The organism is Pseudomonas frederiksbergensis (genome assembly GCF_003732275.1).
GTDB lineage: Bacteria > Pseudomonadota > Gammaproteobacteria > Pseudomonadales > Pseudomonadaceae > Aquipseudomonas > Aquipseudomonas frederiksbergensis_H.
Genome location: NZ_MOBM01000004.1, coordinates 167810 through 190603 on the forward strand (window position 1 = coordinate 167810; position 22794 = coordinate 190603).

A 22794-nucleotide genomic window follows, 5' to 3' on the forward strand; every position below is an offset into this window, starting at 1 on the left:
CCGGACATCTCAGTAGTAGACCTGTGGCACGGTCAGGTTGGTCGGCGAGATTTCAGTGCCGACCCATTTGACGAACAGCTCCTTGTAACGACCGGTGCGCACCTGCTGGTTGACGAACAGGTTGAGGTAATTGAGCAGGCCATACTCGTTGCGCTTGGCGCCGAGGGAGACATAGTCGATCACGTACGGCGCGTTACCGGCGACTTTCAGGTTTTTGTATTTGCCGGATTTGAGGGTGGCGGCGGCCACAGTGTTGGTGACCACGGTGGCGTCGATATGGCCCTGGGCGACTGCCAGCAGGGTGTCGTTCTGCGACTGATAGGCGCGGAAGGTGCCGGTGCCCCAGTTCTTCACGTCTTTCTCCAGGGCGATGGCCTCATAGGTGCCGCTGGTGTTGCCCACGGGTTTGCCTTTGATGTCATCGAAGCTGTTGATGCCGGTGTCGTCGCGGGTCAGCACCACCATCTGGAAGGCAAAATAAGGCACGGTGAGGCCGACGGTCTTGGCCCGCTCGAGGGTGTCGGAGGTGGAGGCGACGATCACGTCGGCCCGGCCGGAGACCAGCGCCGGAATGCGGTCCGGGAACGGCGTCTCGACTACTTCCGCCTCAACGCCGAGGATTTTCGCCAGGTCATGGCAGTAGTCCACGTCGAAACCGGCCGGGTTGTTGCCCGCATCGCGAAAACCCATGGGCGGGAAGTCCAGGGTCACGGCGCAGCGCAGCTTGCCCGAACCGATGATGTCGTCAAGCTTGTCGGCCTGGGCGGTGGCGATAAAGGAGGTACTGAGGACAGCGCTGAGGGCTACGGCAAATGCGGGGTTTTTCATAGAGGCCTCGTTGATGTGAAGTGCTGTTGGATATCGTATTGGGGATTTCGTATACGATATTAACAATAGCAATCAACGTGCCCATTTCCAGACGCAAGCGCGAATTAATCGTCAGCCCTTGAAGTAGAGGTGTTGTGATGGCGCAACTGGAGGGGGAGTGACGCCGTGAAGGCTTGGGCCTGCAATGGCGGGTGTTACAGATGGGAGCAATGAATGTGCGGGGCGCCCCTTTAAGGAACACGCCCTGCGATCTTTTGATCGACCAACCCTTTACCCGGATGCACCCCATGTGGCGAGGGAGCTTGCTCCCGCTGGGCCGCGAAGCGGCCCCAAATCCCGGCGATCACGGTTTTTCAGACCTACCGCATGCTCAGGCTTTGCGACTGCTGCGCAGCCGAGCGGGAGCAAGCTCCCTCGCCACAAAAGGCCTGTGGCCTCAGATCCAATGGTCAGGACGGCGGATCGAGATTATCCAGCACCCGATTCACCGCCAGCTCCCCAAGCATCACCACCTGCTGAATCCCCAACATCATGTTGCGATGTGGCATGTCCATCAAGCCGGCGAACTCACTGAGCATCATGCTCGCTGACGCCAGGGATTCGCAGGCGTTGACCAGCAGGGTTTCGTTATCGACCTCGGTGCCGACATGGTAAATGGTGCTGGGTTTGCGCTTGGTGTCTTTGGGGATGGGCGGCTTGAGGTAGTGATCGAGGGCGCGGTCGGCGGCTTCGTTGAGCTTTTTGGAATCGAGGGATTCGTAGGGGGAGGTTGGATCGGTTTCCGGGGGATTGGGTGTTGGTTTGAACATGGTGAAGCTCCTTGATGACTGGAGCTACCGCCGTTCGCGGTCAAACGAACAAGGTGGCAGCTGTACGCGGGTTGACCGACCGGACATCAAGGAATCCGGCACACCCGAAGGTGTCCCACGCACAGCCACCGCGACACGATATTTCAGACATGCCTGAAATAGGTCTTGGACGCTGGCGCGCCTTGATTGATTCGGACGGTCAAATCCGATCGCTGATTCGTCAGCGACCCGGAAACGATAGAGCCCGGCCTCAAGGCGTACAAGCCGGCGGATTCTGGCGCAGTCGTAGGCAACGGCGCAAGGATGTGTAGCCTGGGTGAGTGTCTGGAAGTGTCATTTAAACAGTGCTTGTTTAGCAGTCTGACACCGCGCCTTGTGGTGGCTGTGCCGGCCTCTTCGCGAGCAGGCTCGCTCCCACATTGGATCTGCAGCGTTCGCAAAAAATGGATTCACTGCAAATCCCCTGTGGGAGCGAGCCTGCTCGCGATGAGGCCCGAAAGAACACCACATTCCTTAATGCTGATTATCCCGAAACTGGCTCGGTGACAGGCTGGTCAAGGCGCGGAACTGTCGGCTGAAGGCACTGTGGTCGGTGTAGCCGCAGCGCAGGGCGATTTCGGTGATCGGCAGGTCGGTGTGCAGTAACAGCCGCGAACCTTCTTCCAGGCGCGCCTTGTGAATCATCTGCCGTGGAGTGAGCTGGAATACCCGTTTGCAGTGACGTTCCAGTTGCGCCACGGAATAGCCGGCGATGGCGGTCAGTTCGGCGAGGCTGATGGCGCGGGCGAAGTGGCTGCGGATGTGCGCATCCACGGCGGCAAGTTTCTGGAACGCGGGGTGGTTGGATTGGGGGGATTGCAGGTCGCGGGAGATTCCGGCCAGGCCAACGATGTGCCCCTGTTCATCCTGCAAGGCGAGTTTGTGGGTCAGGCACCAGATCGGCTGATTGCCGTAATACAGATGCAGCTCCAGTTGGTCGGACAGTTCGCGTCCGCTGGACAGCAGCCGTCGATCCTGTTCGGTGTACAGCGGGCCGAAGCGTTCCGGGAAGACCCTGTCGGCGGTGAGCCCCAGCAGATCCTCGCGATGTTTGAAGCCGCAGCGCCGGGCCAGGGTCTGGTTGACGAAGGCGTAGCGGGCTTCGCGGTCCTTGATGAAAAACACCACGTCCGCCAGGGTATCGAGCAACGGCGCGATCGGCTGCAGACTGTTGAGCAGCGTTGGCAGGTCGCAGGGTTTGAAGGTGCTGAGCGAGGGATACATGGCGCTGGGGTCTGATGGCGACCCCGGGATCATAGAGGCTCGGCAGCGTGGCTGAAACCCCCGAGGGGGAATCAGGCCGGCGGGGTGTCGTCCAGGCACATCAAGGTCTCGATTCGCGCCGGGCTGAAGGGTGGGCGGGGCGCCGAAGGTTGCCAGCCGAATAGGTGCTGCACCGCACCACCACACACTCGACCCTGACAGGCACCCATGCCGCAGCGACTGGCCAGCTTGGCTTCGCGCCAGTCAGTGTGCCCGGCCAATGCGGCGTAAGGCACGTCTTCGCAGCGGCAGACCAGGGTGTCGGATCGGGCCAGGGACTTGAGTTGCGGGTCGAGGGCGAATGCCTGATTCAGTGCCTTGGCGAAACCCTGCCAGCGTGCCCGGCGTGGCCACAATTGGCGGGCCGCTTCAAGGTTACCGACCGCCGCGTGGCCAGCAATTTCACCTTCGACCAACGCCAGTTCACTGCCACCAAACCCGGTGCATTCGCCGGCCGCATAATGATCGGCACGGCTGCTGGCCTGCCAGGCATCCACCGCCAACGCCTGACCTTCGATGAGGTAACCCAGTGCCTGGCCCAATTGAATGTTCGGGATCAAGCCGAAACCACAGGCCAGCCGATCACATTCCAGTTCGACGATTTTGCCTTGCTGTTGCAGGCGCACGCCTTCCAGTCGGTCAGTGCCAAGGGCGGCCAGCACATGAGTCGAGGTGCGGTAATGGCGGTCGAACAAGCTGAACGATTGCAACCATTTGGCGGGCCAGCGGGGCAGTTGCGCGGCGAAACCGGCGACGGCGATGCGCGAGGCTTGCTCGGCGATGCGTTGTACCTGGGCGCCATGTTTTTTCGCGGTGGCGGCACTCGCCAGTAATAGCGGGCCGCTGCCGGCGATCACCACGCGCTCACCCTGCACCGGCACACCCGCCTTGATCAGCGCCTGCAAGCCACCGGCCCCGGTCACACCGGGCAACGTCCAGCCGGGGAAGGGCAGCAGCAACTCGCGGGCGCCAGTACACAGAATCAGTTTGTCGTAACTGATCAACCAGCCGTCGTCATCATCTTCGACCAACAGTTGTTTCGGACCGGGGCTGGCGATCACCCGGGTGCCGGCGTGATGGCGGATGTTGCTGCAAGACTGCAAACGCTCACGCAGACGACGGGCTTGATCGGGCACGTTGGCTTGAGGGCCGTCACGCCAGATTTGCCCGCCCGGTAGCGGATTGTCGTCGAGCATGACGATGCGTGCGCCGCTGGGCGCGGCGACAAGGGCGGCGGCCATGCCAGCGGGGCCGGCACCGATGATCAGCAGATCGGCGTATTCGTTCATGGGCGTGTCTCCACCTGCATGCCGTCTCGGCACAGGGTCTGGCAAGCGAGGCGTCGCCGACCGTCGATGGTCACCCGGCATTCCTGGCAGATGCCCATGCCGCACAGCGGTGCGCGGCGCTGACCACTGACCGACGTGCGTGTGCAGCCGTCGCTGCCCAACGCCAAGGCAGCGGCGACGCTGGTGCCCTCGGCCACCTTCAAGGCGCGGCCGTCCAGCAGCAATTCAGGCATAGGCAGGTTCTCCGAGAAAACGCTGGGGCAGATAGGGTTGTGCGGCCAATGGCGGGGTTTCGTTGAACAATTGCGCCACCAGCAAGTCGGCTGTGCCGGGGGCCGTGGTGACGCCCAACCCTTCGTGACCGACGGCCAGCCACAAGCCTTGGCGCTGCGGATGTTGGCCCACCAGCGGCAGGCCATCGGGGCTGGCGGCGCGAAAGCCGGTCCAGGCGCGGATGCCGTTGAGCCGGGCCAGCCCCGGCATGTACTCGGCGGCGCGCTTGAGCATTTTCGCCAGCATCCAGCCTTCGACCTGCGGGTCGGTGGTGCCGAATTGCCGCGAGGCACCGATGAACAATTGCCCGGTGGGACGCGGCTGAATATTGCAGGCGGTCGACGGTCCCGTTGCGTTGTGGGCGCTGGTGACGTAACCCAGTTCGACCAAGGTGTGGGTGACAGTGCGGGGGTAGCGGTCGGTAATCAGCAGGTGACCTTTTTTCGGCTCGATGGGCAACTCCGGGCACAGTTCGTTGGCCTGAATACCGTTGGCCAACACCACCGCTTCGGCACTCAACCAGTGACCGTCATCAAGGCATACGCGGTTGCCATCGACCGCGCTGACCCGCGCCCGCCGTTGACGAATGTTCGGCGTGTCGAGCATCCAGCTGGCCGTTGCCGGCGCATAAAGAATGCCGTCTCCATTGATCAGCAAACCGCCTTCCAGACCTTCGCGCAGTTCCGGTTCACGCTGGCGCAAGGCACTGGCGCTGACCAATTCGCACGCCACGCCCTGGGCTTTCAGGTTCAGGTATTTGCCATGGGCGACCGCCATTTCCTCGGCATTGGCCGCCAGCCACAGCGTGCCGTTGTTGCGGTAGGCGCAGCCGTCAGGCAAGTCCGGCGCCAGTTCGCGCCAGCGTTGCAGGGAATATTGACTCAGGGCCAGTTCGGCCGGGTTGTCGTCGAGCACCAGCAAGTGGCCCATGCCTGCCGCCGTCGCACCATGCAGGCCGGCGTCCAGCACCAGCACCTGCAAGCCACGACGGGCCAGCGCCTGGGCACAGGCGGCGCCGATAATGCCGGCGCCGATCACGATCACATCGGCCACCAGGCCCTCGTTCATGGGCAAATGCCCCAGGCGAACGGGTCATCCTGTTCGATGATCAAACTGGCTTCGGCGCTGATAAAGGCACGGCCGCGAATGGTCGGCACGACGCGCTCGCCTTGCCATTCATAAGAGCCTTCGAACTCGCTGCCGATGACACTGGCCTGGCGCCAGATCTGCCCCGGTTGCAGTTTGTCGTCCGCGGCCAGGCACGCCAGTTTGGCACTGGTGCCGGTGCCGCACGGTGAGCGGTCATAGGCCTTGCCGGGGCAGAGGACAAAGTTGCGGCTGTCGGCGTGATCATCATCGGCGAACAGCTCGACATGGTCGATCAGCCCACCGTCTTCGCCACGAATACCCTGGGCCTCCAGTGCCTGCTGCACGGCGTAGGTGTAAGCGATCAGCGCGTCGAGGTTGTCGCCGGCTATCCGCAGGCCATGCTCGGCGATCAGGAAAAACCAGTTGCCGCCCCAGGCAATATCGCCGACCACCTGACCGACATCTGGCACCTGCAACACCAGCGCCTTGCGGTAACGGTAGGCCGGCACATTGCGTACGCTCACTGAATGATCTTCGTGCAGGGTTGCCTGCACCGTACCCACCGGCGTCTCGATGCTGTGCATGCCGGGGCTGATCTTGCCCAGATGCGCCAACGACGCCACCAGGCCGATGGTGCCGTGGCCGCACATGCCCAGGTAACCGGTGTTGTTGAAGAAAATCACCCCGGCACAGGCGCTCGGGTCGACGGGCTCGCAGAGCAGGGCACCCACCAGCACGTCACTGCCACGGGGTTCCAGCACACAAGCGGCGCGCCATTGATCGTGATGTTCGGCGAGCAGCTTGCGACGTTCGGCCATGCTGCCGGTGCCCAGGTCAGGAAAGCCGGCGGTCACCAGACGGGTCGGTTCGCCGCCAGTGTGGGAGTCGATCACGGTGATGCGTTTCATGGGAGGGCCACGTCCGTTCAGATGAGTGAACGAAAGAGTGGCCTGTGCAGCGGGGTGTCGGCTTGATGGATTTATCCTGTGTCGATGACGAAATCAGCACAGCATTCTAGTGGTCAGTGCGCGTGAGGCAGGTGTTCGAACAGGGTCTTGCAGACCCCGGCAATGTGCTCGTCCAGCAGCTTCACTGCCAGATCCACATCCCCGGCACGACAGGCCGCGAGGATTTCACGGTGTTCGTGATCCGCCCGTTCCTTGCCGGCCGACAGGCTCATCTGCATGCGCAAGTAGCGCTCCAGCTTGTCGTTGACCGAACGAATCAGGCTGACCAGAAACGGTCGTTGCGCCGGCTCGTAGAGGCAGGCGTGAAGCTCCCAATTGAGTTCGGCCCAGCGGCCCACGTCGTCCTCGCCGATGAACTCCTGACAGATACGCTCGGCACGGGCGAAGGTTTCTTCGGTCATGTTGGGAATGGCCAGACGCAGTATTTTGTCCTCCAGCAACATCCGCACTTCGAACATCTGCGCCAGTTCCGCATCGGAAACCCGCGTGACCATCGCCCCGCGATTGCGCTGGAACATCACCAGCCCTTCGGCCTCCAGCCGCTTGAGGGCCTCGCGCACCGGAATCTTGCTGACGTTGAACTGACGGGCAATGTCGTCCTGGCGAATCGGCTCATCTTCGGCAAAATGCCCGGCGACAATCGCGTCCCGCAGATGACGGGTGATGATTTCCGAGGTCGAAGGGGTATTGCCAAGGTCGGGAGCGTTGAGTTTGGGTAGGTTCACGGCAGCGGTCGTTTGGAGTGAGATGGCGATAGGGTATACGAAATTCTTTCGCTGCGAAGTTCCAGGCGATGGTCGCCCCGAAGAATAGGCATCAGCGGGCGCCACCCAGACGCTTCGCGTAGGATTTCACGGGCCTGAATAGGCATTCGACAGCGCGTCGGCCCGGGTCTGAGCGGGATGGCCGAGTGGATATCTGCGCGAAGCCGATTATGCTTCAAGAAACCTTGCAGCGATGCGAGGCCGTCAGCCTGTTTGCATGCTTTGCGCAATCCGTAATCCGATGACATAGCCCTAGGGCCTGGGTGCGGTAAAAAGAGAGTGAGGTACTCCGGCCTACAACAAGAGCAAGACGGAGAAGACTCATGGCCGCAATCGACAACACATCCACGGGCAGCGCGCCCCACCACGGGATTACCAAGGAGGAGCGCAAGGTCATTTTCGCCTCGTCCCTGGGCACCGTGTTCGAGTGGTACGACTTCTACCTTTACGGCTCCCTCGCCGCGATCATCGCCAAGCACTTCTTCGCCGGCGTCAATGAGACAACGTCCTTCATCTTTGCGCTGCTCGCATTCGCCGCGGGCTTCGCTGTACGTCCCTTCGGCGCCATTGTGTTCGGCCGACTGGGCGACATGATCGGGCGCAAGCACACGTTCCTCATCACCATTGTCATCATGGGTATCTCCACTGCCGTAGTGGGCTTTCTGCCCGGCTATGCGACCATCGGCGTGGCGGCACCGGTTATCCTGATCACCCTGCGCCTGTTGCAAGGCCTGGCCCTGGGTGGTGAGTACGGCGGCGCGGCGACCTACGTGGCCGAACATGCGCCCAAAGGCAAGCGTGGCTACTTCACCTCGTGGATCCAGACTACCGCGACCCTCGGCCTGTTCCTTTCGCTGCTGGTGATCCTCGCCTGCCGAACCATTCTCGGCACCGAAGCATTCGAGGCCTGGGGCTGGCGGATTCCCTTCCTGCTGTCGATCCTGCTGCTGATCGTCTCGGTGTACATCCGCTTGCAACTCAGCGAGTCACCGGTGTTCTTGAAGATGAAGGAAGAAGGCAAGTCGTCCAAGGCGCCGCTGACCGAATCCTTCGCCCGCTGGGAAAACCTCAAGATAGTGATCATGGCCCTGCTCGGCGGTACTGCCGGCCAAGCCGTGGTCTGGTACACCGGACAGTTCTATGCGCTGTTTTTCCTGCTGCAGACGCTGAAGATTGACCCGCAGACGGCCAACTTTCTGATTGCCGGCTCGCTGCTGATCGGCACGCCGTTCTTCGTCATATTCGGCAGCCTGTCCGATCGCATCGGCCGCAAGGGAATCATCATGGCGGGCTGCATCCTCGCGGCGCTGACCTACTTTCCGATCTTCCATGCGTTGACCCAATACGGTAACCCCGACGTGTTCCTTGCGCAGGAGAAGAACCCGGTCACGGTGATCGCCGATCAGAGTAAGTGCTCGTTCCAGTTCGACCCGGTGGGCAAGGCCAAATTCACCAGCTCCTGCGACCTTGCCAAGACCGTGCTGGCGAAGAAGGCCATACCCTACAAGAACGAGAAGGCTGAGCCAGGTGCCGTCGCGCAGGTCCGCATTGGCAACAAGGTGATCCCGAGCTTCGAGGGCACCGGCATGCCGGCCGCCGACTTCAAGGCCCGTAACGATGCCTTCGTCGCTACCCTCGGCACCGGCCTCAAGGACGCCGGTTACCCCGAGAAGGCCGACCCGGCCAAGACCAACTATCCGATGGTGCTGCTGCTCCTGACCATCCTGGTGATCTACGTCACCATGGTCTACGGCCCGATCGCCGCCTGGCTGGTGGAGCTCTTCCCGGCGCGCATTCGCTACACCTCGATGTCGCTGCCATACCACATCGGCAATGGCTGGTTCGGCGGCTTTCTGCCCACGGTGGCATTCGCCATGGTCGCGGCCACGGGGGATATCTACTACGGGCTGTGGTACCCCATCGTCATCGCCGTGATGACGGCCATTCTTGGCACGTTCTTCCTGCCGGAAACCAAGGATCGGGAAATTCATCACACATAAGGTTGGCACTCGCCCTTTCCCGCGAGGGGAAGGGCAATGTGTGGTGTCAGGAATCTTTGAGAGCTAGCGCTTACGACGATGGCCAGGGACCAATGACAAACGCGTACGAGGGGGGCCCAGAGGCGCAGGGTTTTAGCTTTCACAGGGGGCCTATTCGATTTCTTCTTTCACGACCTTGCCGGTGACCGGATCAAAGTAGATCTCGACTTTGCGCTTGTCTTTGTCCCAGCCGTAGATCTCGTAGCAATTGCCGCTCGTGACTTTGAACTTCTTGATGTTGTAGCCCTTGGCCTTGAGATCCTCTTGAAACTTGGCCTGGTCCTTTGATCGCTGTCACGATGTTGCTGTCCACTGAAGAGAGTCTTGAGTCACAGAAACCTGTGGCGAGGGAGCTTGCTCCCGCTTGAGTGCGTAGCACTCACAAAAATCGACGATTGTTGTCAGATATTTGGGGCCGCTACGCAGCCCAGCGCGAGCAAGCTCGCTCGCCACAAAGGTTGGGCATGACTAAAGAGCAGTGCTTTAGTGATTAGCATTGCCTAGAAGGGAGGGCATTTGATTTCAGGTTCCACTCAGAACCGGTAGTGGGTGCTCAGCTCCAGAGTTCGTGGTGCTTCGGGGGTGATCGTTGATGCGGTAGTCGACGCCAGCCGTGAACGAAAACACTTCGCTGCGGGTGTAATCGTCATCCGGGTCGGCGGAACCGAAGCGCTTGTCCCGATCGACATCGACCGGGCGATCGCCCCGCGCGGGAATGCCGAAGTCGATCAAGCGTTTGTCGTTGACCCGCACATACGGGAAAACGTATATTCGAAAAAACGCATATGCCTGTATTCACCTTTGATGCGTGAACACCCAACGCTGAGAAACCCAATGGCTGACCATCTGACGCCGACCACTGTTTTCAAATGCCTGGCTGACGACAACCGGGTCCGCATGATGCTGCTCATCGCCCGTGAGGGAGAGCTGTGCGTCTGCGAGCTGACCTGTGCGTTGAATGAGAGCCAGCCCAAAGTCTCCAGGCACCTGGCGCAATTGCGTACGTGCGGATTGCTGTCGGACCGTCGGCAGGGCCAATGGGTTTACTACCGACTGCACCCGGATCTGCCGGGCTGGGTGCATCAGGTGCTGACCGTGGTGCTCGAATCCAACGGGCACTGGTTGAGCCCGGATGCCAAACGCCTTGAAGAAATGGGTGACCGTCCCGAACGGGCAGCGGCCTGCTGTCCGGTTCGATGATTCCAGAAGCGCTATTGCGCAGGACAATGACCATGCACGATGACCACATGCCCCAACTCGATACCGAACTGGTTGATCTCCCGTCGACCGACAAGCTCGGTATCGAAAAAACCTCCAGCCACAAGCCGCGCATTTTGCTGCTGTACGGATCGACCCGTGAGCGTTCCTTCAGTCGCTTGCTGGTCGAGGAGGCCGCCCGATTGCTACAGCACTTCGGCGCCGAGACGCGGGTTTTCAATCCGTCTGGTTTGCCGCTGCCTGATGACGCTGGCGACGATCACCCACGGGTGCAGGAACTGCGTGAGTTGATGATGTGGTCGGAAGGGCAGGTCTGGTGTTCACCAGAACGTCACGGTTCGATGAGCGCGGTCTTCAAGGCGCAGATCGACTGGGTGCCGCTCGCGATGGGCGCCGTACGCCCAACCCAGGGCAAGACCCTCGCTGTCATGCAAGTGTGCGGTGGCTCGCAGTCGTTCAACGTAGTCAATCAGCTGCGGGTGCTGGGGCGCTGGATGCGCATGTTCACCATTCCCAACCAATCCTCCGTACCGAAGGCCTACATGGAGTTCGACGATAACGGTCGGATGAAACCTTCGCCGTTCTACGACCGTGTCGTGGATGTGATGGAAGAGTTGGTGAAATTCACCTTGCTGCTGCGCGACCGTCAGGACTATCTGGTCGATCGTTATTCCGAGCGCAAGGAATCGGCGCAAGAACTCATGAAACGTGTCAATCAGCGCTCCATTTGAAGGGGGAAACATGACGATCAAAGTGGGCATCAATGGTTTTGGCCGCATCGGTCGCCTCGCTCTGCGCGCAGCCTGGGGCTGGCCAGAATTTGAGTTCGTACAGATCAACGATCCGGCAGGCGACGCGGCAACCCATGCGCACCTGCTGAACTTCGACTCGGTGCATGGCCGTTGGAATTACCAGGCCGACTCCGAAGGCGACAACATCGTCATCGACGGCAAACGAATCAAAGTCACTGCCAACAAGGCGATTGCCGACACCGATTGGTCAGGCTGCGATCTGGTGATTGAAGCCAGCGGCAAAATGAAGACCGTCGCGGTGCTTCAGGCTTACCTCGACCAAGGCGTGAAACGTGTGGTGGTCAGCGCTCCGGTGAAAGAGCAGGGCGCGCTAAACATCGTCATGGGCGTCAACCATCAGCTGTTCAACCCGGCGGAACATCGCATCGTCACCGCCGCATCGTGTACCACCAACTGTCTGGCGCCGGTGGTGAAGGTGATCCACGAAAAACTGGGCATTCGCCACGGCTCGATCACCACCATCCACGACCTGACCAACACTCAAAGCATCCTCGATCAGCCCCACAAGGATCTGCGCCGAGCGCGAGCGTCGGGCATGAGTTTGATCCCGACCAGCACCGGCTCCGCCACCGCCATTGCCGAAATCTTCCCGGAACTGCGCGGGCGTCTGAATGGCCACGCCGTGCGCGTACCGTTGGCCAACGCTTCGCTGACCGATTGTGTTTTTGAAGTCGAGCGCGTCACCACTGTCGAAGAAGTGAATCAGTTCCTCAAGGACGCGTCCGAGAACGAACTGAAAGACATCCTCGGTTTCGAGGAGCGTCCGCTGGTGTCCATCGACTACCGCACCGACCCGCGCTCATCGATCATCGATGCGCTGTCGACCATGGTCATCAACGGCACCCAGGTCAAACTCTATGCCTGGTACGACAATGAATGGGGTTACGCGAACCGCACTGTCGAACTGGCCAGAATGGTCGGCCTGGCCGTTTAAGGAGCGGTGATGAAAGCGTTGTCAGCCCTCGCTCCGCCAGTGCGGCAGTACCTGCTCGTGACGGGCAATTACTGGGCCTTCACCCTCACCGATGGTGCTTTGCGCATGTTGGTGGTGCTGCACTTTCACGCGTTGGGCTACAGCCCGCTGCAAATCGCGGCGTTGTTTCTGTTCTACGAACTCTTTGGTGTGATCACCAACCTGGTGGGCGGCTATCTCGGTGCCCGACTGGGTCTGAACCGGACCATGAACATCGGGCTGGGGATGCAGGTTGTGGCGCTGTTGATGCTGACGGTGCCAGTGGCCTGGCTGACGATCCCTTGGGTGATGGGCGCACAGGCGTTGTCGGGGATCGCCAAAGACCTGAACAAGATGAGCGCCAAAAGCTCGATCAAGCTGTTAGTGCCCGACGAGCAACAGGGCACGCTTTACCAATGGATAGCCATCCTCACCGGCTCGAAGAATGCACTCAAGGGTGTCGGTTTCTTTCTCGGCGGGGCATTGCTCGCCCTGATCGGGTTCAAAGGGGCATTGCTGTCCATGGCGGGCGTCCTGGCGCTGATCTGGGTCAGCAGCTTGATTCTGTTAAAAAAGGATCTGGGCAAGGCGAAAGCCAAGCCCAGGTTTCGCGACATCCTGTCCAAAAGCCGGGCCATCAACATTCTGTCAGCGGCGCGGATGTTTCTGTTCGGTGCTCGCGATGTCTGGTTTGTCGTGGCGTTGCCGGTGTACTTGAGCAGCGTCTTTGGCTGGGACTTCTGGAAGGTCGGTGGATTCCTCGCGGCCTGGGTGATCGGCTACGGCATCGTGCAATCGTTCGCGCCGCGAATCACCGGCAAGCAACGGGGGCATGTGCCTGATGGCCGCGCTGCGTTTCTTTGGGCGCTTGCTCTGGCAGGCCTGCCCGCGGCAATCGCTCTGGGACTGAACACCGGGTTGTCGCAACAGGTGGTATTGTTGGGCGGCTTAATGGTCTTTGGTGCGCTGTTCGCGGTGAACTCTTCGCTGCACAGCTACCTGATCGTGTCCTATGCCAAGGAAGACGGCGTGTCGCTGGACGTTGGGTTTTACTACATGTCCAACGCCATGGGACGGTTGCTCGGCACCGTGCTCTCGGGCTGGGTTTATCAGGCTTTCGGGCTGGGGGCGTGTTTATGGATATCCAGCGCATTTGTTATTTTCGCGGCATTGATTTCTGTGGCGTTACCGAGGCATGCCGAAGCGATTTAAACCACTAAAGTCGGCGAGTTTTACTCGGTTTTACTTGCAGTATTGGAACTTCCATGTGTATTGCTTACTTGGTGTCTGTCATTTTTCAGGCGCCAAATATTTGCGTTTTATTATATGTATCTAAAAGCAATTAGTCTTAGCGCAATTCATTCATACGCATTATCGCAAACTTCAGCCATAAATAACCAACCAGACCCCGAGGGAGCTACAGCAACCTGATAACTAAGATCCGCCCACAACAAAAAATTCAATCCTCCTTATAAGTCGGTGATCATCATGATTAAAATCATGACCTACTTTTTAATAGGAGCTGTTATTGCAGGATGCAACGGTATGGTAAAGCCCGACTTGTCGGGGCCTACCAACGATTCATACTTTTCTGTCTTCTCAGGCTTTCCTTTGCCTTACCTGTACACGGCCTCCGCCGTGCAATGGAACGAAGACTATGCCGTCACCACCCGCCACACCCCGCTCATATCCAATGTGAAATACAGCTGCAGTACCGGCTGTGATCTCGTCTTCATCCAGCACAAGGCCAACGGTCGCTATCCGTCATGGCGCGCCCCTCGCGTGGGTGAGCACATCACTGCCGTGGGAACGAGTCCCTACATGACGACCGTCACCGGGCAAGGCAAAGTGTACCCGGCGCCTTTCATCAATAGCGATGAAGGCAGCGGCGAACGCTATGCCATCCATGATGCCCCGATGATAAAGGGGATGTCGGGTGGGCCAGTCATCGGCAATGACGGTAGCATTGTCGGTATCAATGTCGGTTTTTTCTCCACCACACTCCACGATGTTAGTTTTCACCCCGGGTTAAAGGGGGCTGAGAGAGTCAGCATCTTTATCCCTTACTCGATCATTCAACGTGAATGGGAGTTGATGCAGGTGAAACTTAACGATCCGCACGGCGCGAAGTACGCGAAGAAGTAACTTTACGTCGTCAATCAATTGACCGTCGGGATATGTCTCATTGTATTGGCTGCAATGAGACACACCTTGAATGGTTAGTCGAATCCAGGCGTATATTGATTGTGTCGATCCAGCTCATTGAGGCGATAGCAGATCGCTGACGGTGTGACAGACGAGAGGCTGGGGGGCTGCCAGATATCCCAGAACGTTTGGAGGTGTGACATGAGCCAATATCAACGACTCCTTCTAATAGCCGGTCCCACCATGCGTCACACGCCGGCACTGCAGCGGGCCGTCGCCATTGCTGAAGCCACGGGCGCAGCGCTGCATATCACGGTGCTTATCGAAGACTTCAACATCTTGGGTTTGATCCACGCCAGTGCGCGGTTTCGTGAGGCTTGTCAGCAAGAGAACGAAAAATGGCTCAAGGATGAGGCCGATCTGATTCGCGGGCGCGGAATCAACTTGAGTACCGAGGTGCTTTTCACGCGCGACGCTCTGCAAGAGATCCTTCAGCACGTGGCAACAGCGCAGGCGGATCTGGTTATCAAGGACGTGCAGCATGAGTCGGCACTCAAACGCGTTTTCATCACGCCTCTGGATTGGCATCTACTGCGCGAATGTCCGGTGCCTGTCCATCTGGTCAGCGAAGTCAGTTGCCCACTTCCGCGCGTAATCGTGGCGGCAGTCGATCCGTCGCACCCAGAGACTCAGATCACTGGAATCAACGACCTGATCATCCAGGCTGCAAACGAACTGGCAACGCAATGCCATGCAGAAATGCATCTGCTGTATGCCTACGATCTATCGCTGACGCACATATCGGATGCGGGCGCGGGTGCAGTGACGATGCCTGGCTTCAACAGCGACGTGCGTAAGTCTTTGCACAAGTCATTCATCACATTGGCCGATCACTACGGCGTGCCCACCGAACGGCAACACTTCGTTGCAGGGCCGCCCGGTAAAGCGCTGGCTGACTTCGCTGCGCATCACCGGGCCGATGTGATCGTCATGGGAAATGCGCATCGCAAGGGGCTGGAGAAGTGGGTGGGCAGTACCACGGAGCATGTTTTGTATCGGGTACCCTGCAACATTCTCGCAGTCGCCGGGCAAGCGGATCAATGAATGGATCCGTTATTAAGCGAACTGGAAAGAGGGCCTCGGCGGCCGGCCCGGGATTTTTTCAGGGCGCGTGCCGAGATATCCCGGTAGGTGTCACTATCGGTCGCCGCGAGTAGCTTTCCACCGTCCTTCATTGTGGCCATAAAGGTCACCTCGGTGTTTTTCCCGGCGAGTAGATAACCGGCAATGGCCCCAACGGGACCGAGCAATATGGCACCCGCGAGCCCCAAGCCTATGGCGGACTTTATATTCTTGTTGGAATCAGTGTTCTGAATGCTCAGATCTTTAAATTCCGAGACCGGGAAGCTGGTTCCAAGCCGGGGTTTGAGGGACGTTTTGAGGGTGATGGTTCCAAGGTGATATTCCCCGTCGCACTGCGGGAAATCACCGGCGAGTACTGTGATCTTTGCCATATGGAGTTTTCTCTCGGGCGATCATTTTTGGGTAGGACATTGCGCGCGCCCAAAGTCAAAACGTCAACGATCCGACGATGAGTGGCATCCATAGATTCGTTACCCACAAGTACTGGTTCTGTAAAACAATTTCATTCTCAGGTCGGCCATGGCGCTCCGACATGGACGTTTTATAACGTTTGGCTCAAGCAGGCAGAGAGTGCGCTTTAATCCTCCGCTGGTCCGATAGGTTTAGTCGCGATCAGGATCAAGTGCTCGGCATCATCAACAGACCTTTCAGCCGAGAGGGTTTAACGGGGGATTAATGGATTTCTGGACCACCACACAGGTATCGATTCTAGGGTTGGTTGAAGGGCTCACAGAGTTCTTGCCTATCTCCAGTACGGGACACCAGATTATTGCCGCGGACTTGCTCGACTTCGGCGGTGAGCGAGCCATGGCATTCAATATCATTATTCAATTGGGCGCTATTCTGGCGGTCGTCTGGGAGTTTCGTCGCAAGATTCTGGAGATCACTACCGGTTTGCCGACCCAGCGTAATGCGCAACGTTTCACACTGAATTTATTGATCGGATTCTTGCCGGCGGTTGTGCTGGGTGTGATGTTCGCCGACAAAATCCATGAATATCTGTTCAACCCGATCACCGTGGCCGTGGCGCTGGTGATTGGTGGAGTCATCATGTTGTGGGCGGAACAACGTGAGCATGTGGTGGTTGTCGATCACGTTGACGAGATGCGCTGGACCGATGCCTTGAAAGTCGGTTGCGCACAGTGCCTGGCAATGATCCCCGGCACTTCGCGCTCGGGTTCGACGATTATCGGCGGGTTGCTGTTTGGCCTGTCACGCAAGACGGCTACCGAGTTTTCATTCTTCCTGGCGATGCCGACGATGGTGGGGGCCGCGGTGTACTCGGGCTATAAATACCGTGACCTGTTCCAGTCCGCAGACTTGCCGGTGTTTGCCTTGGGGTTTGTCGCCGCGTTCCTCTTTGCGATGATTGCCGTGCGCGGTTTGCTCAAGTTCATCGCCAACCATAGTTATGCGGTGTTTGCCTGGTACCGGATTGCGTTCGGTTTGCTGATTCTGGCGACGTGGTTCTTGGGTTGGATCGACTGGAATCATCTCTCGGAAGGGGCGTAGGTCTGTGGCGAGCGAGCTTGCTCCGGGCGGCGTTCCGACGTTGGGCTGCGTAGCGGCCCCAAAAATCTGACAACCGATTTTTGTGAGTGCTACGCACTCAAACGGGAGCAAGCTCCCTCGCCACAGGTTTCTTTGACTCAAGACTCCGGGCGGATCTAAATCTTGTTAACCCCCGCCAGTGGCAGGCTGATTTGCTGTTCGCGCTGCAGGAAACTCATCATCAACAGCACCCGTTCCTCGCCGTCCATGGCGAGGAACACCGCCTCAAGATCGGAGAACGGGCCTTCAGTGATGCGCACCGTATCTCCGTGCCTCAACAACGTTGTCACGATCGCCTGACTGTCTCGCTCCTGGAGCTCGTCGATCAGCGCATCGCGGATCGGCAGTGGCTGACCGCCGAACCCGACGACGCGCGAAACACCGCGGGTCGAGCGCAGCGGGCCCCAACTGTCCTGAAGGCTCAGTTGAATAAACAGATAGCCCGGAAACAACGACTCGCTGATCACTCGACGCTGCCCGCGCAAAACGCGTTCACGCCGGTAGGTCGAGCGAAAACAGGCATAGCCCTGGCGCTGTAAATGTTCTTCGGCGCGCTCATCCTGTTTGGGTTTGCACTGAAGTAGATACCAGGCTTTGTCGGCGTGTTCTGCAATCGCGTTCATTCGAATTCCCTCCCAGCATCGATTTGCCTCAGTAGTTCGGCGGTTTTGTCCTGCATGAGCGAGCTGTCGCCGCGACTTTCCACGGTCAGGCAAGTCACGCAACCATCGTCCAAAAGACGCAAGTTGAGACGCCAGTCGGTAAAGACCAGATTCAGCCCATCGCTCTCGTCGATGTCGAGGGCGTCTGCGGCATAACGCTGCCTGATGCTCGCCAGCAACGCCGGACCATCCTTGACGTGACGGCGGATCTCCCCGGAGGAGGGGAAGGCACCGATGCGCTCCACCAGCAGCACCGGCGGTTTCTGCACGCGGGGAAAGATCAGCTCCGACGCGTAGGCACGCACGATGAGGTACGCGAGGTTGTTTTTAAGGTCAGCGCCATACGGGCGGCGACTGTCATCTGCCTTGAAACCGCTCAATGTCTTCATAGAGGCTTCGTCCATAGGGTAATAAAGACCGAAAAATCGATTCGATAACGCACACGTTTGTCAGGGTTCAGCGCCGTCACAAGGTGTTCTGATGCAGGTTCTCGAAACAGAAGTTGGTGGCTTCGATGTAACCTTCGGCGCCGCCGCAATCGAAGCGCCGTCCCTTGAATTGATAAGCCAGCACGCAGCCGTTCTGGGCCTGCTTCATCAAGGCGTCGGTAATCTGGATTTCACCGCCCTTGCCAGGCTCGGTGTCAGCGATCAGGTCGAAGATATCGGGGGTCAGAATGTACCGACCGATAATGGCCAGGTTGGACGGGGCGTCTTCCGGGCGCGGCTTTTCGACCATGCTGTTGACCCGGTAAATACCCTCGCGAATCAGCTCGCCGGCAATCACGCCGTACTTCTGGGTTTGCTCACGGGGCACTTCCTGAATCGCCACGATTGAACAGCGGAACTGCTCGTAAAGCTTGAGCATCTGCGCCAACACCCCATCACCCTCAAGGTTCAAGCACAGGTCATCGGCGAGCACCACGGCGAATGGCTCATCACCAATCAACGAGCGACCGCTGAGAATGGCGTGCCCCAGGCCCTTCATCTCCACCTGGCGGGTATAGGAAAAAGTACAGGTATCGATCAGCTCACGAGTGCCGGCCAGGAACCGCTCCTTATCGGTGCCGCGAATTTGGTGCTCCAGTTCGAAGCTGACATCGAAATGATCCTCCAGCGCTCGTTTGCCTCGACCGGTGACGATGGCCATATGTTGCAGGCCAGCGTCGCGCGCTTCCTCGACGGCGTACTGGATCAGCGGCTTATTGACGATCGGCAGCATCTCCTTCGGCATGGCCTTGGTGGCGGGCAAAAAGCGGGTCCCATAGCCGGCAGCGGGGAATAGGCATTTACGAATCATGGAAGCGTCCTTGAAAGTAGACAGATGGAATGGCTAATGGCAGTAGGAAAGGTTCGACTCAGTTGTCGGAACCGGTAACGCTGGAGAGTGCGGGCTCTAAATGGCTCGATCACTCGAGAAAAATGTTGGCAACGCTGCATGAGCAACGAAAGACCTGTACGCCATGTTTCTCGCAAGGCGCAGGCAGAAAGAAATATCGTGTGGTCGGTTGGCCGGCGAGCATGCCTGGTTATTCCACGGCATGCTCCTGACGCAACCCGCTGTAAACAAAGTTATTGCCCAAGGCATCTCTTACCCAACTTCTAACCGAATGTCTGACGCCCTGGCAATGCACTAATGGAACAGCTATATATTAGCTACTCTCTATTTTGGTGTAATTTAGATTGAACGGTCGCGGGAAAACGACAATTGTTATAAATTGTCTGGATAAATTCTCGAGCTGTTATTTTCAGCGCCAAAGAGTGAAATGTTATTTTTTGTCTGAAAAAAAAGTTGGGGACTGTTCAAACGTCATGGTAATAAATACGCACTGATGGTTTGAAAATTTCAGCTGCAGTTACCCGGGCTTATAAATACCCGGATTCATTCGTAGTTTAAAGCTCTTATGTTCGGCAAGTGCTATGTCACCGCCAATGTTGACAAGACGGGGAATGTTATCTTGCTTAAAAGGGTTTTGATTGTCTGCGTCGGCAATATTTGCCGCAGTCCCACCGCGGAGCATCTGCTGCGCGGGGCACTCGTTCATTCCGATATCAAGGTCAGTTCGGCTGGCCTCGCTGCCTTGGCGGGCAAACCCATCGAGTCGACGGCACACGCCGTACTCACGGAGCACGGTCATCTGCCCCATGAGCACCAGGCCGTTCAGCTCACGTCTCAAGCCGTCAGCGAGGCGGATTTGATTCTGGTGATGGAGCGGCGACATGTCAGCGGGGTACTCAACATTGCCCCTGAAGCGCGAGGCAAAGTGCTGCTGCTGGGCAAATGGCAAGACGATCGCGAAATCAGCGACCCCTACCGTCAAGGCAAACCTGCTTTTATGCACGCTTATGCGTTGATCGAAGAAGCCGTACTCGCATGGGCACAGCGCCTGGCGCGCTGATGGCCACTCCTTTTTGAATCGTAATACAGGCAAAGAATACGACTTATGCAGCAAGCACCGGTAGTCAACGTGCGGGACGACGACAATGACGAGATTGATCTTCTCGGCTTGTTTGGGACACTTATCGACCATAAAGGGCTGATTGCCGCGGTTACCGGTGCCTTTATGGTGGCTGGTGTAGCGTTCGCGGTGCTGGCGACGCCGGTATTCCAGGCGAATGCGCTGTTGCAGGTCGAAGCGAAAAAGAACGATTTGTTGGGTTTCTCCGATGTCAGCAGCATGTTGGGAAAAGAGTCGCCTTCTGCGACTGAGATCGAACTGATCAAGTCTCGTGCGGTGATTGGCAAAACGGTCGATAACCTGAAACTTGATATCGTCATACAACCGATGTACTTCCCGGTAGTCGGTGAGTTCCTGGCTCGTCGATTCCAGAATAAAAATCCCGGTGAAATAGCCGACCCCTCGTTGGGGTTGAACAGTTTCGCCTGGGGAGGGGAGTCGCTGAAGATATTCAAACTGGATCTTCCCGACTCACAACTGGGCAAGAAGTTGACCTTGACCGCGGGTGAAAATGGTCATTACACCCTGGTGGACGAAGATGACAACGTATTGGCGGCCAGCCAGGCTGGACAACTTTTCGAACAAAATGGCATTGCGTTTCAGATAGAGGAAATGCACGCCAACCCTGGAACTCGCTTCAGAATCATCCGCAATTCTCGCCTGACCAGCATCCTCGACTACCAAGAGGATTTGGATGTATCCGAGCGAGGAAAAGAGTCGGGCATTATCGGGCTGGCGCTGGAAAGCACAGATCCGAATCAGGCCATTAAAACACTCAATGAAATCGCCGCTATTTATGTTCGGCAAAACGTAGAGCGCACTTCCGCTGAGGCAGCGCAGAGCCTGGCGTTTCTCAAAGAGCAACTTCCGGTGGTCAAGAAGGACCTGGAAAAAGCCGGGAATGCCTTGAATGCATACCAGACGCGCAGCAAGTCCGTGGACATCACGCTCGAAACCAAAGCCATTCTCGATCAGATTGTCGGGCTCGATACCAGCATCTCCGAGCTGAAGTTGCAGCAAGCCGAAATGGATCGCAAGTTCACCCGGCAACATCCCGCCTATCGCGCACTATTAACCCAGATCGGTGAGTTGAGCAGCAAGCAGAAAAGTTTGGCGAGCAAGGTGGAGGGCCTTCCCTCCACCCAGCAAGAATTGCTGAACCTTACCCGGGATGTAGAAGTCGGTACGGCCATTTATACCCAGCTGCTGAATAAATCTCAGGAACTGGATGTGATGCGCGCGGGCACCGTCGGTAACGTGCGTCTGATCGACACCGCGGACGTCAATTTCCTCAAGCCGGTCAAACCGAAAAAAGCCTTGATTGTATTGATCGCGACAATTCTTGGCGCCTTCCTGGCGGTAGCTCTGGTGCTGGTACGCAAGGCACTTAACCGGGGGCTGGAAAGTCCGGAAGCCATCGAGCAACTTGGGTTGCCGGTCTATGCATCGATTCCTTACAGCATTCTGCAGAAAAGTGAAGAGGACAAAGTCTCCCGCGGACGAGGGCGTTCCGCAGGTTCTACTTTGCTGGCTATCAGTCATCCTACCGATCTGGCAATTGAGGCATTGCGCAGTTTGCGTACCAGTCTGCACTTCGCCATGCATGAGGCCGACAATAACCGCCTGATGATTTCCGGGCCTAGCCCCCAAGTGGGTAAAACGTTCGTATCGGTCAACCTCGCGGTGGTGATAGCACAAACCGGGTTGCGGGTATTGTTGATCGACGTCGACATGCGCAAAGGCTATCTGCACAAAGTGTTAGGTGTTTCTTCAGACAATGGGCTCTCCGATATCCTGGCGCGACGCTGCGATGCGGCCACCGCTATCCATAAGACCGGAATCGACAACTTCGATTTTGTCAGTCGAGGCCAAATCCCGCCCAATCCTTCCGAGTTACTGATGCACGCCAATTTCAGCGCGCTATTGGAGCAGGCGAGCAAGCAATACGATCTGGTGATTCTTGATACGCCGCCACTACTGGCGGTGACAGACGCGGCGATCGTCGGGCGCCTGTCCGGGACCAATCTGATTGTGACGCGCTATGGCCTGAACCCGGCGAAAGAAATCGAGTTGACGGTCCGTCGGTTCTCCCAGAATGGCGTTGCCATTAAAGGTGCGATTTTCAACGGCGTGGAGAAAAAGGCCTCCAATAAATATGGCTACAGTGATTATGGTTATTACCACTATGACTACGCCTCCGACAAAAGTTGATGGGTATTAAACAGGTCGCGTCATAAGTTCGGATTTTTGACGGTATTGCTGTTGTTCTTGAGTTTTTATCGTTTATTGCTGCACCGGGTCATTAGCCAATAGGCATGATCAAACCGATATTTCATGGAAACACCACGTCCTGAGGAAGATGACGAAAAATCCTGGGGCGGTAGCGTGCCTAATGCTGCCCCCTTCCTCATCGGACATCCTTGCTGCCGAACTTGAAGGCTACCAAGGAGCTTGGGATCCCTTAGGTTTCCAAGTGGGCGGTGTGAGCCAAA

General features: G+C 57.9%; 23 protein-coding genes and 1 pseudogene. 10 read left to right on the top strand and 14 right to left on the bottom strand.

Going from position 1 to position 22794, the window contains the following annotated elements:
* Positions 1 to 9 precede the first annotated feature (9 nt).
* The 8 genes from BK662_RS02810 to BK662_RS02845 all read right to left on the bottom strand — a co-directional run bounded on the left by BK662_RS02810 (position 10) and on the right by BK662_RS02845 (position 7283).
* On the bottom strand, positions 10 to 828 hold the full coding sequence (locus BK662_RS02810) for an ABC transporter substrate-binding protein (RefSeq protein WP_123356516.1): 819 nt from the start codon (positions 826 to 828) through the stop codon (positions 10 to 12).
* 449 nt (positions 829 to 1277) lie between these two features.
* Positions 1278 to 1637 carry a DUF6124 family protein gene (locus tag BK662_RS02815; RefSeq protein WP_123356518.1) on the bottom strand — a complete coding sequence of 120 codons (360 nt, stop codon included), beginning with the start codon at positions 1635 to 1637 and terminating at the stop codon, positions 1278 to 1280.
* Positions 1638 to 2150: 513 nt separating this feature from the next.
* A complete protein-coding gene (locus BK662_RS02820; protein WP_123356520.1) occupies positions 2151 to 2900 on the bottom strand; it encodes an AraC family transcriptional regulator in 750 nt (249 codons plus the stop codon).
* Positions 2901 to 2971: 71 nt separating this feature from the next.
* Positions 2972 to 4228: an NAD(P)/FAD-dependent oxidoreductase gene (locus BK662_RS02825; protein ID WP_123356522.1), complete on the bottom strand. Its 1257-nt coding sequence runs from the start codon at positions 4226 to 4228 to the stop codon at positions 2972 to 2974.
* Complete coding sequence (locus BK662_RS02830) at positions 4225 to 4461, bottom strand: (2Fe-2S)-binding protein (RefSeq protein ID WP_052965270.1); 237 nt, start codon at positions 4459 to 4461, stop codon at positions 4225 to 4227. Before BK662_RS02830 ends, BK662_RS02825 begins: the two co-directional genes overlap by 4 nt.
* On the bottom strand, positions 4454 to 5569 hold the full coding sequence (locus BK662_RS02835; protein ID WP_123356524.1) for an NAD(P)/FAD-dependent oxidoreductase: 1116 nt from the start codon (positions 5567 to 5569) through the stop codon (positions 4454 to 4456). The genes BK662_RS02830 and BK662_RS02835 overlap by 8 nt, the downstream gene beginning before the upstream one ends.
* Positions 5566 to 6498 (bottom strand): 4-hydroxyproline epimerase, encoded by a 933-nt coding sequence (locus tag BK662_RS02840; protein ID WP_123356526.1) that lies wholly within the window; start codon positions 6496 to 6498, stop codon positions 5566 to 5568. The genes BK662_RS02835 and BK662_RS02840 overlap by 4 nt, the downstream gene beginning before the upstream one ends.
* 113 nt (positions 6499 to 6611) lie before the next feature.
* Positions 6612 to 7283 (bottom strand): GntR family transcriptional regulator, encoded by a 672-nt coding sequence (locus tag BK662_RS02845; RefSeq protein ID WP_038980174.1) that lies wholly within the window; start codon positions 7281 to 7283, stop codon positions 6612 to 6614.
* Between the two features lie 362 nt (positions 7284 to 7645).
* On the opposite strand from BK662_RS02845, the gene BK662_RS02850 reads away from it, so the two are divergent.
* Positions 7646 to 9322, top strand: a complete 1677-nt coding sequence (locus BK662_RS02850) for an MFS transporter (RefSeq protein ID WP_123356529.1) — start codon at positions 7646 to 7648, stop codon at positions 9320 to 9322.
* A 150-nt stretch (positions 9323 to 9472) separates the two neighbouring features.
* Here BK662_RS02850 and BK662_RS02855 read toward each other — a convergent pair.
* Positions 9473 to 9646: pseudogene (locus BK662_RS02855) on the bottom strand (PepSY domain-containing protein); the annotation flags it as partial.
* 237 nt (positions 9647 to 9883) lie between these two features.
* Positions 9884 to 10114 (bottom strand): hypothetical protein, encoded by a 231-nt coding sequence (locus tag BK662_RS02860; RefSeq protein ID WP_123356531.1) that lies wholly within the window; start codon positions 10112 to 10114, stop codon positions 9884 to 9886.
* 81 nt (positions 10115 to 10195) lie between these two features.
* Here BK662_RS02860 and BK662_RS02865 point away from each other — a divergent pair, with 81 nt between their 5' ends.
* From BK662_RS02865 to BK662_RS02890, 6 genes are all read left to right on the top strand, one after another.
* Entirely contained in the window at positions 10196 to 10561 is a 366-nt protein-coding gene (locus tag BK662_RS02865) for a metalloregulator ArsR/SmtB family transcription factor (RefSeq protein ID WP_123356533.1), read from the top strand.
* A gap of 32 nt (positions 10562 to 10593) precedes the next feature.
* The gene (gene arsH / locus BK662_RS02870; protein WP_123356534.1) at positions 10594 to 11310 is read left to right on the top strand and encodes an arsenical resistance protein ArsH; all 717 of its coding nucleotides are present in this window, start codon (positions 10594 to 10596) and stop codon (positions 11308 to 11310) included.
* A gap of 10 nt (positions 11311 to 11320) precedes the next feature.
* On the top strand, positions 11321 to 12325 hold the full coding sequence (locus BK662_RS02875; RefSeq protein WP_123356537.1) for an ArsJ-associated glyceraldehyde-3-phosphate dehydrogenase: 1005 nt from the start codon (positions 11321 to 11323) through the stop codon (positions 12323 to 12325).
* A gap of 9 nt (positions 12326 to 12334) precedes the next feature.
* On the top strand, positions 12335 to 13555 hold the full coding sequence (arsJ, locus tag BK662_RS02880) for an organoarsenical effux MFS transporter ArsJ (protein WP_123356539.1): 1221 nt from the start codon (positions 12335 to 12337) through the stop codon (positions 13553 to 13555).
* A gap of 333 nt (positions 13556 to 13888) precedes the next feature.
* A complete protein-coding gene (locus tag BK662_RS02885; protein WP_123356541.1) occupies positions 13889 to 14488 on the top strand; it encodes a serine protease family protein in 600 nt (199 codons plus the stop codon).
* Between the two features lie 201 nt (positions 14489 to 14689).
* Positions 14690 to 15592 (top strand): universal stress protein, encoded by a 903-nt coding sequence (locus BK662_RS02890; RefSeq protein WP_123356543.1) that lies wholly within the window; start codon positions 14690 to 14692, stop codon positions 15590 to 15592.
* On the opposite strand, the gene BK662_RS02895 is transcribed toward BK662_RS02890, so the two are convergent.
* Entirely contained in the window at positions 15586 to 16002 is a 417-nt protein-coding gene (locus BK662_RS02895) for a hypothetical protein (RefSeq protein WP_123356545.1), read from the bottom strand. The two genes, BK662_RS02890 and BK662_RS02895, sit on opposite strands and share 7 nt — an antisense overlap.
* 304 nt (positions 16003 to 16306) lie before the next feature.
* On the opposite strand from BK662_RS02895, the gene BK662_RS02900 reads away from it, so the two are divergent.
* Positions 16307 to 17143 (top strand): undecaprenyl-diphosphate phosphatase, encoded by an 837-nt coding sequence (locus tag BK662_RS02900; RefSeq protein WP_123356547.1) that lies wholly within the window; start codon positions 16307 to 16309, stop codon positions 17141 to 17143.
* A 155-nt stretch (positions 17144 to 17298) separates the two neighbouring features.
* On the opposite strand, the gene rfaH is transcribed toward BK662_RS02900, so the two are convergent.
* The 3 genes from rfaH to galU all read right to left on the bottom strand — a co-directional run bounded on the left by rfaH (position 17299) and on the right by galU (position 19143).
* Positions 17299 to 17805, bottom strand: a complete 507-nt coding sequence (gene rfaH / locus BK662_RS02905) for a transcription/translation regulatory transformer protein RfaH (RefSeq protein WP_123356549.1) — start codon at positions 17803 to 17805, stop codon at positions 17299 to 17301.
* The gene (locus BK662_RS02910) at positions 17802 to 18233 is read right to left on the bottom strand and encodes a phosphohexomutase domain-containing protein (protein WP_123356551.1); all 432 of its coding nucleotides are present in this window, start codon (positions 18231 to 18233) and stop codon (positions 17802 to 17804) included. Before BK662_RS02910 ends, rfaH begins: the two co-directional genes overlap by 4 nt.
* Before the next feature lie 76 nt (positions 18234 to 18309).
* A complete protein-coding gene (gene galU / locus BK662_RS02915; protein ID WP_123356553.1) occupies positions 18310 to 19143 on the bottom strand; it encodes a UTP--glucose-1-phosphate uridylyltransferase GalU in 834 nt (277 codons plus the stop codon).
* A 604-nt stretch (positions 19144 to 19747) separates the two neighbouring features.
* Here galU and BK662_RS02920 point away from each other — a divergent pair.
* The gene (locus BK662_RS02920; protein WP_123356555.1) at positions 19748 to 20242 is read left to right on the top strand and encodes a low molecular weight protein-tyrosine-phosphatase; all 495 of its coding nucleotides are present in this window, start codon (positions 19748 to 19750) and stop codon (positions 20240 to 20242) included.
* 45 nt (positions 20243 to 20287) lie between these two features.
* Entirely contained in the window at positions 20288 to 22513 is a 2226-nt protein-coding gene (locus tag BK662_RS02925; protein WP_123356557.1) for a polysaccharide biosynthesis tyrosine autokinase, read from the top strand.
* Positions 22514 to 22794 lie beyond the last annotated feature (281 nt).

What these genes read in the sequence shown, in the direction of transcription:
- BK662_RS02910 (WP_123356551.1), bottom strand. Translation starts at nt 18,233, where the DNA reads ATGAAGACATTGAGCGGTTTCAAGGCAGATGACAGTCGCCGCCCGTAT.
- BK662_RS02830 (WP_052965270.1), bottom strand. Translation starts at nt 4,461, where the DNA reads ATGCCTGAATTGCTGCTGGACGGCCGCGCCTTGAAGGTGGCCGAGGGC.
- rfaH (WP_123356549.1), bottom strand. Translation starts at nt 17,805, where the DNA reads ATGAACGCGATTGCAGAACACGCCGACAAAGCCTGGTATCTACTTCAG.
- BK662_RS02895 (WP_123356545.1), bottom strand. Translation starts at nt 16,002, where the DNA reads ATGGCAAAGATCACAGTACTCGCCGGTGATTTCCCGCAGTGCGACGGG.
- galU (WP_123356553.1), bottom strand. Translation starts at nt 19,143, where the DNA reads ATGATTCGTAAATGCCTATTCCCCGCTGCCGGCTATGGGACCCGCTTT.
- BK662_RS02825 (WP_123356522.1), bottom strand. Translation starts at nt 4,228, where the DNA reads ATGAACGAATACGCCGATCTGCTGATCATCGGTGCCGGCCCCGCTGGC.
- arsJ (WP_123356539.1), top strand. Translation starts at nt 12,335, where the DNA reads ATGAAAGCGTTGTCAGCCCTCGCTCCGCCAGTGCGGCAGTACCTGCTC.
- BK662_RS02890 (WP_123356543.1), top strand. Translation starts at nt 14,690, where the DNA reads ATGAGCCAATATCAACGACTCCTTCTAATAGCCGGTCCCACCATGCGT.
- BK662_RS02925 (WP_123356557.1), top strand. Translation starts at nt 20,288, where the DNA reads ATGCAGCAAGCACCGGTAGTCAACGTGCGGGACGACGACAATGACGAG.
- BK662_RS02900 (WP_123356547.1), top strand. Translation starts at nt 16,307, where the DNA reads ATGGATTTCTGGACCACCACACAGGTATCGATTCTAGGGTTGGTTGAA.
- BK662_RS02850 (WP_123356529.1), top strand. Translation starts at nt 7,646, where the DNA reads ATGGCCGCAATCGACAACACATCCACGGGCAGCGCGCCCCACCACGGG.
- BK662_RS02920 (WP_123356555.1), top strand. Translation starts at nt 19,748, where the DNA reads ATGTTCGGCAAGTGCTATGTCACCGCCAATGTTGACAAGACGGGGAAT.
- BK662_RS02885 (WP_123356541.1), top strand. Translation starts at nt 13,889, where the DNA reads ATGGTAAAGCCCGACTTGTCGGGGCCTACCAACGATTCATACTTTTCT.
- BK662_RS02840 (WP_123356526.1), bottom strand. Translation starts at nt 6,498, where the DNA reads ATGAAACGCATCACCGTGATCGACTCCCACACTGGCGGCGAACCGACC.
- BK662_RS02875 (WP_123356537.1), top strand. Translation starts at nt 11,321, where the DNA reads ATGACGATCAAAGTGGGCATCAATGGTTTTGGCCGCATCGGTCGCCTC.
- arsH (WP_123356534.1), top strand. Translation starts at nt 10,594, where the DNA reads ATGCACGATGACCACATGCCCCAACTCGATACCGAACTGGTTGATCTC.
- BK662_RS02835 (WP_123356524.1), bottom strand. Translation starts at nt 5,569, where the DNA reads ATGAACGAGGGCCTGGTGGCCGATGTGATCGTGATCGGCGCCGGCATT.
- BK662_RS02865 (WP_123356533.1), top strand. Translation starts at nt 10,196, where the DNA reads ATGGCTGACCATCTGACGCCGACCACTGTTTTCAAATGCCTGGCTGAC.
- BK662_RS02820 (WP_123356520.1), bottom strand. Translation starts at nt 2,900, where the DNA reads ATGTATCCCTCGCTCAGCACCTTCAAACCCTGCGACCTGCCAACGCTG.
- BK662_RS02810 (WP_123356516.1), bottom strand. Translation starts at nt 828, where the DNA reads ATGAAAAACCCCGCATTTGCCGTAGCCCTCAGCGCTGTCCTCAGTACC.
- BK662_RS02815 (WP_123356518.1), bottom strand. Translation starts at nt 1,637, where the DNA reads ATGTTCAAACCAACACCCAATCCCCCGGAAACCGATCCAACCTCCCCC.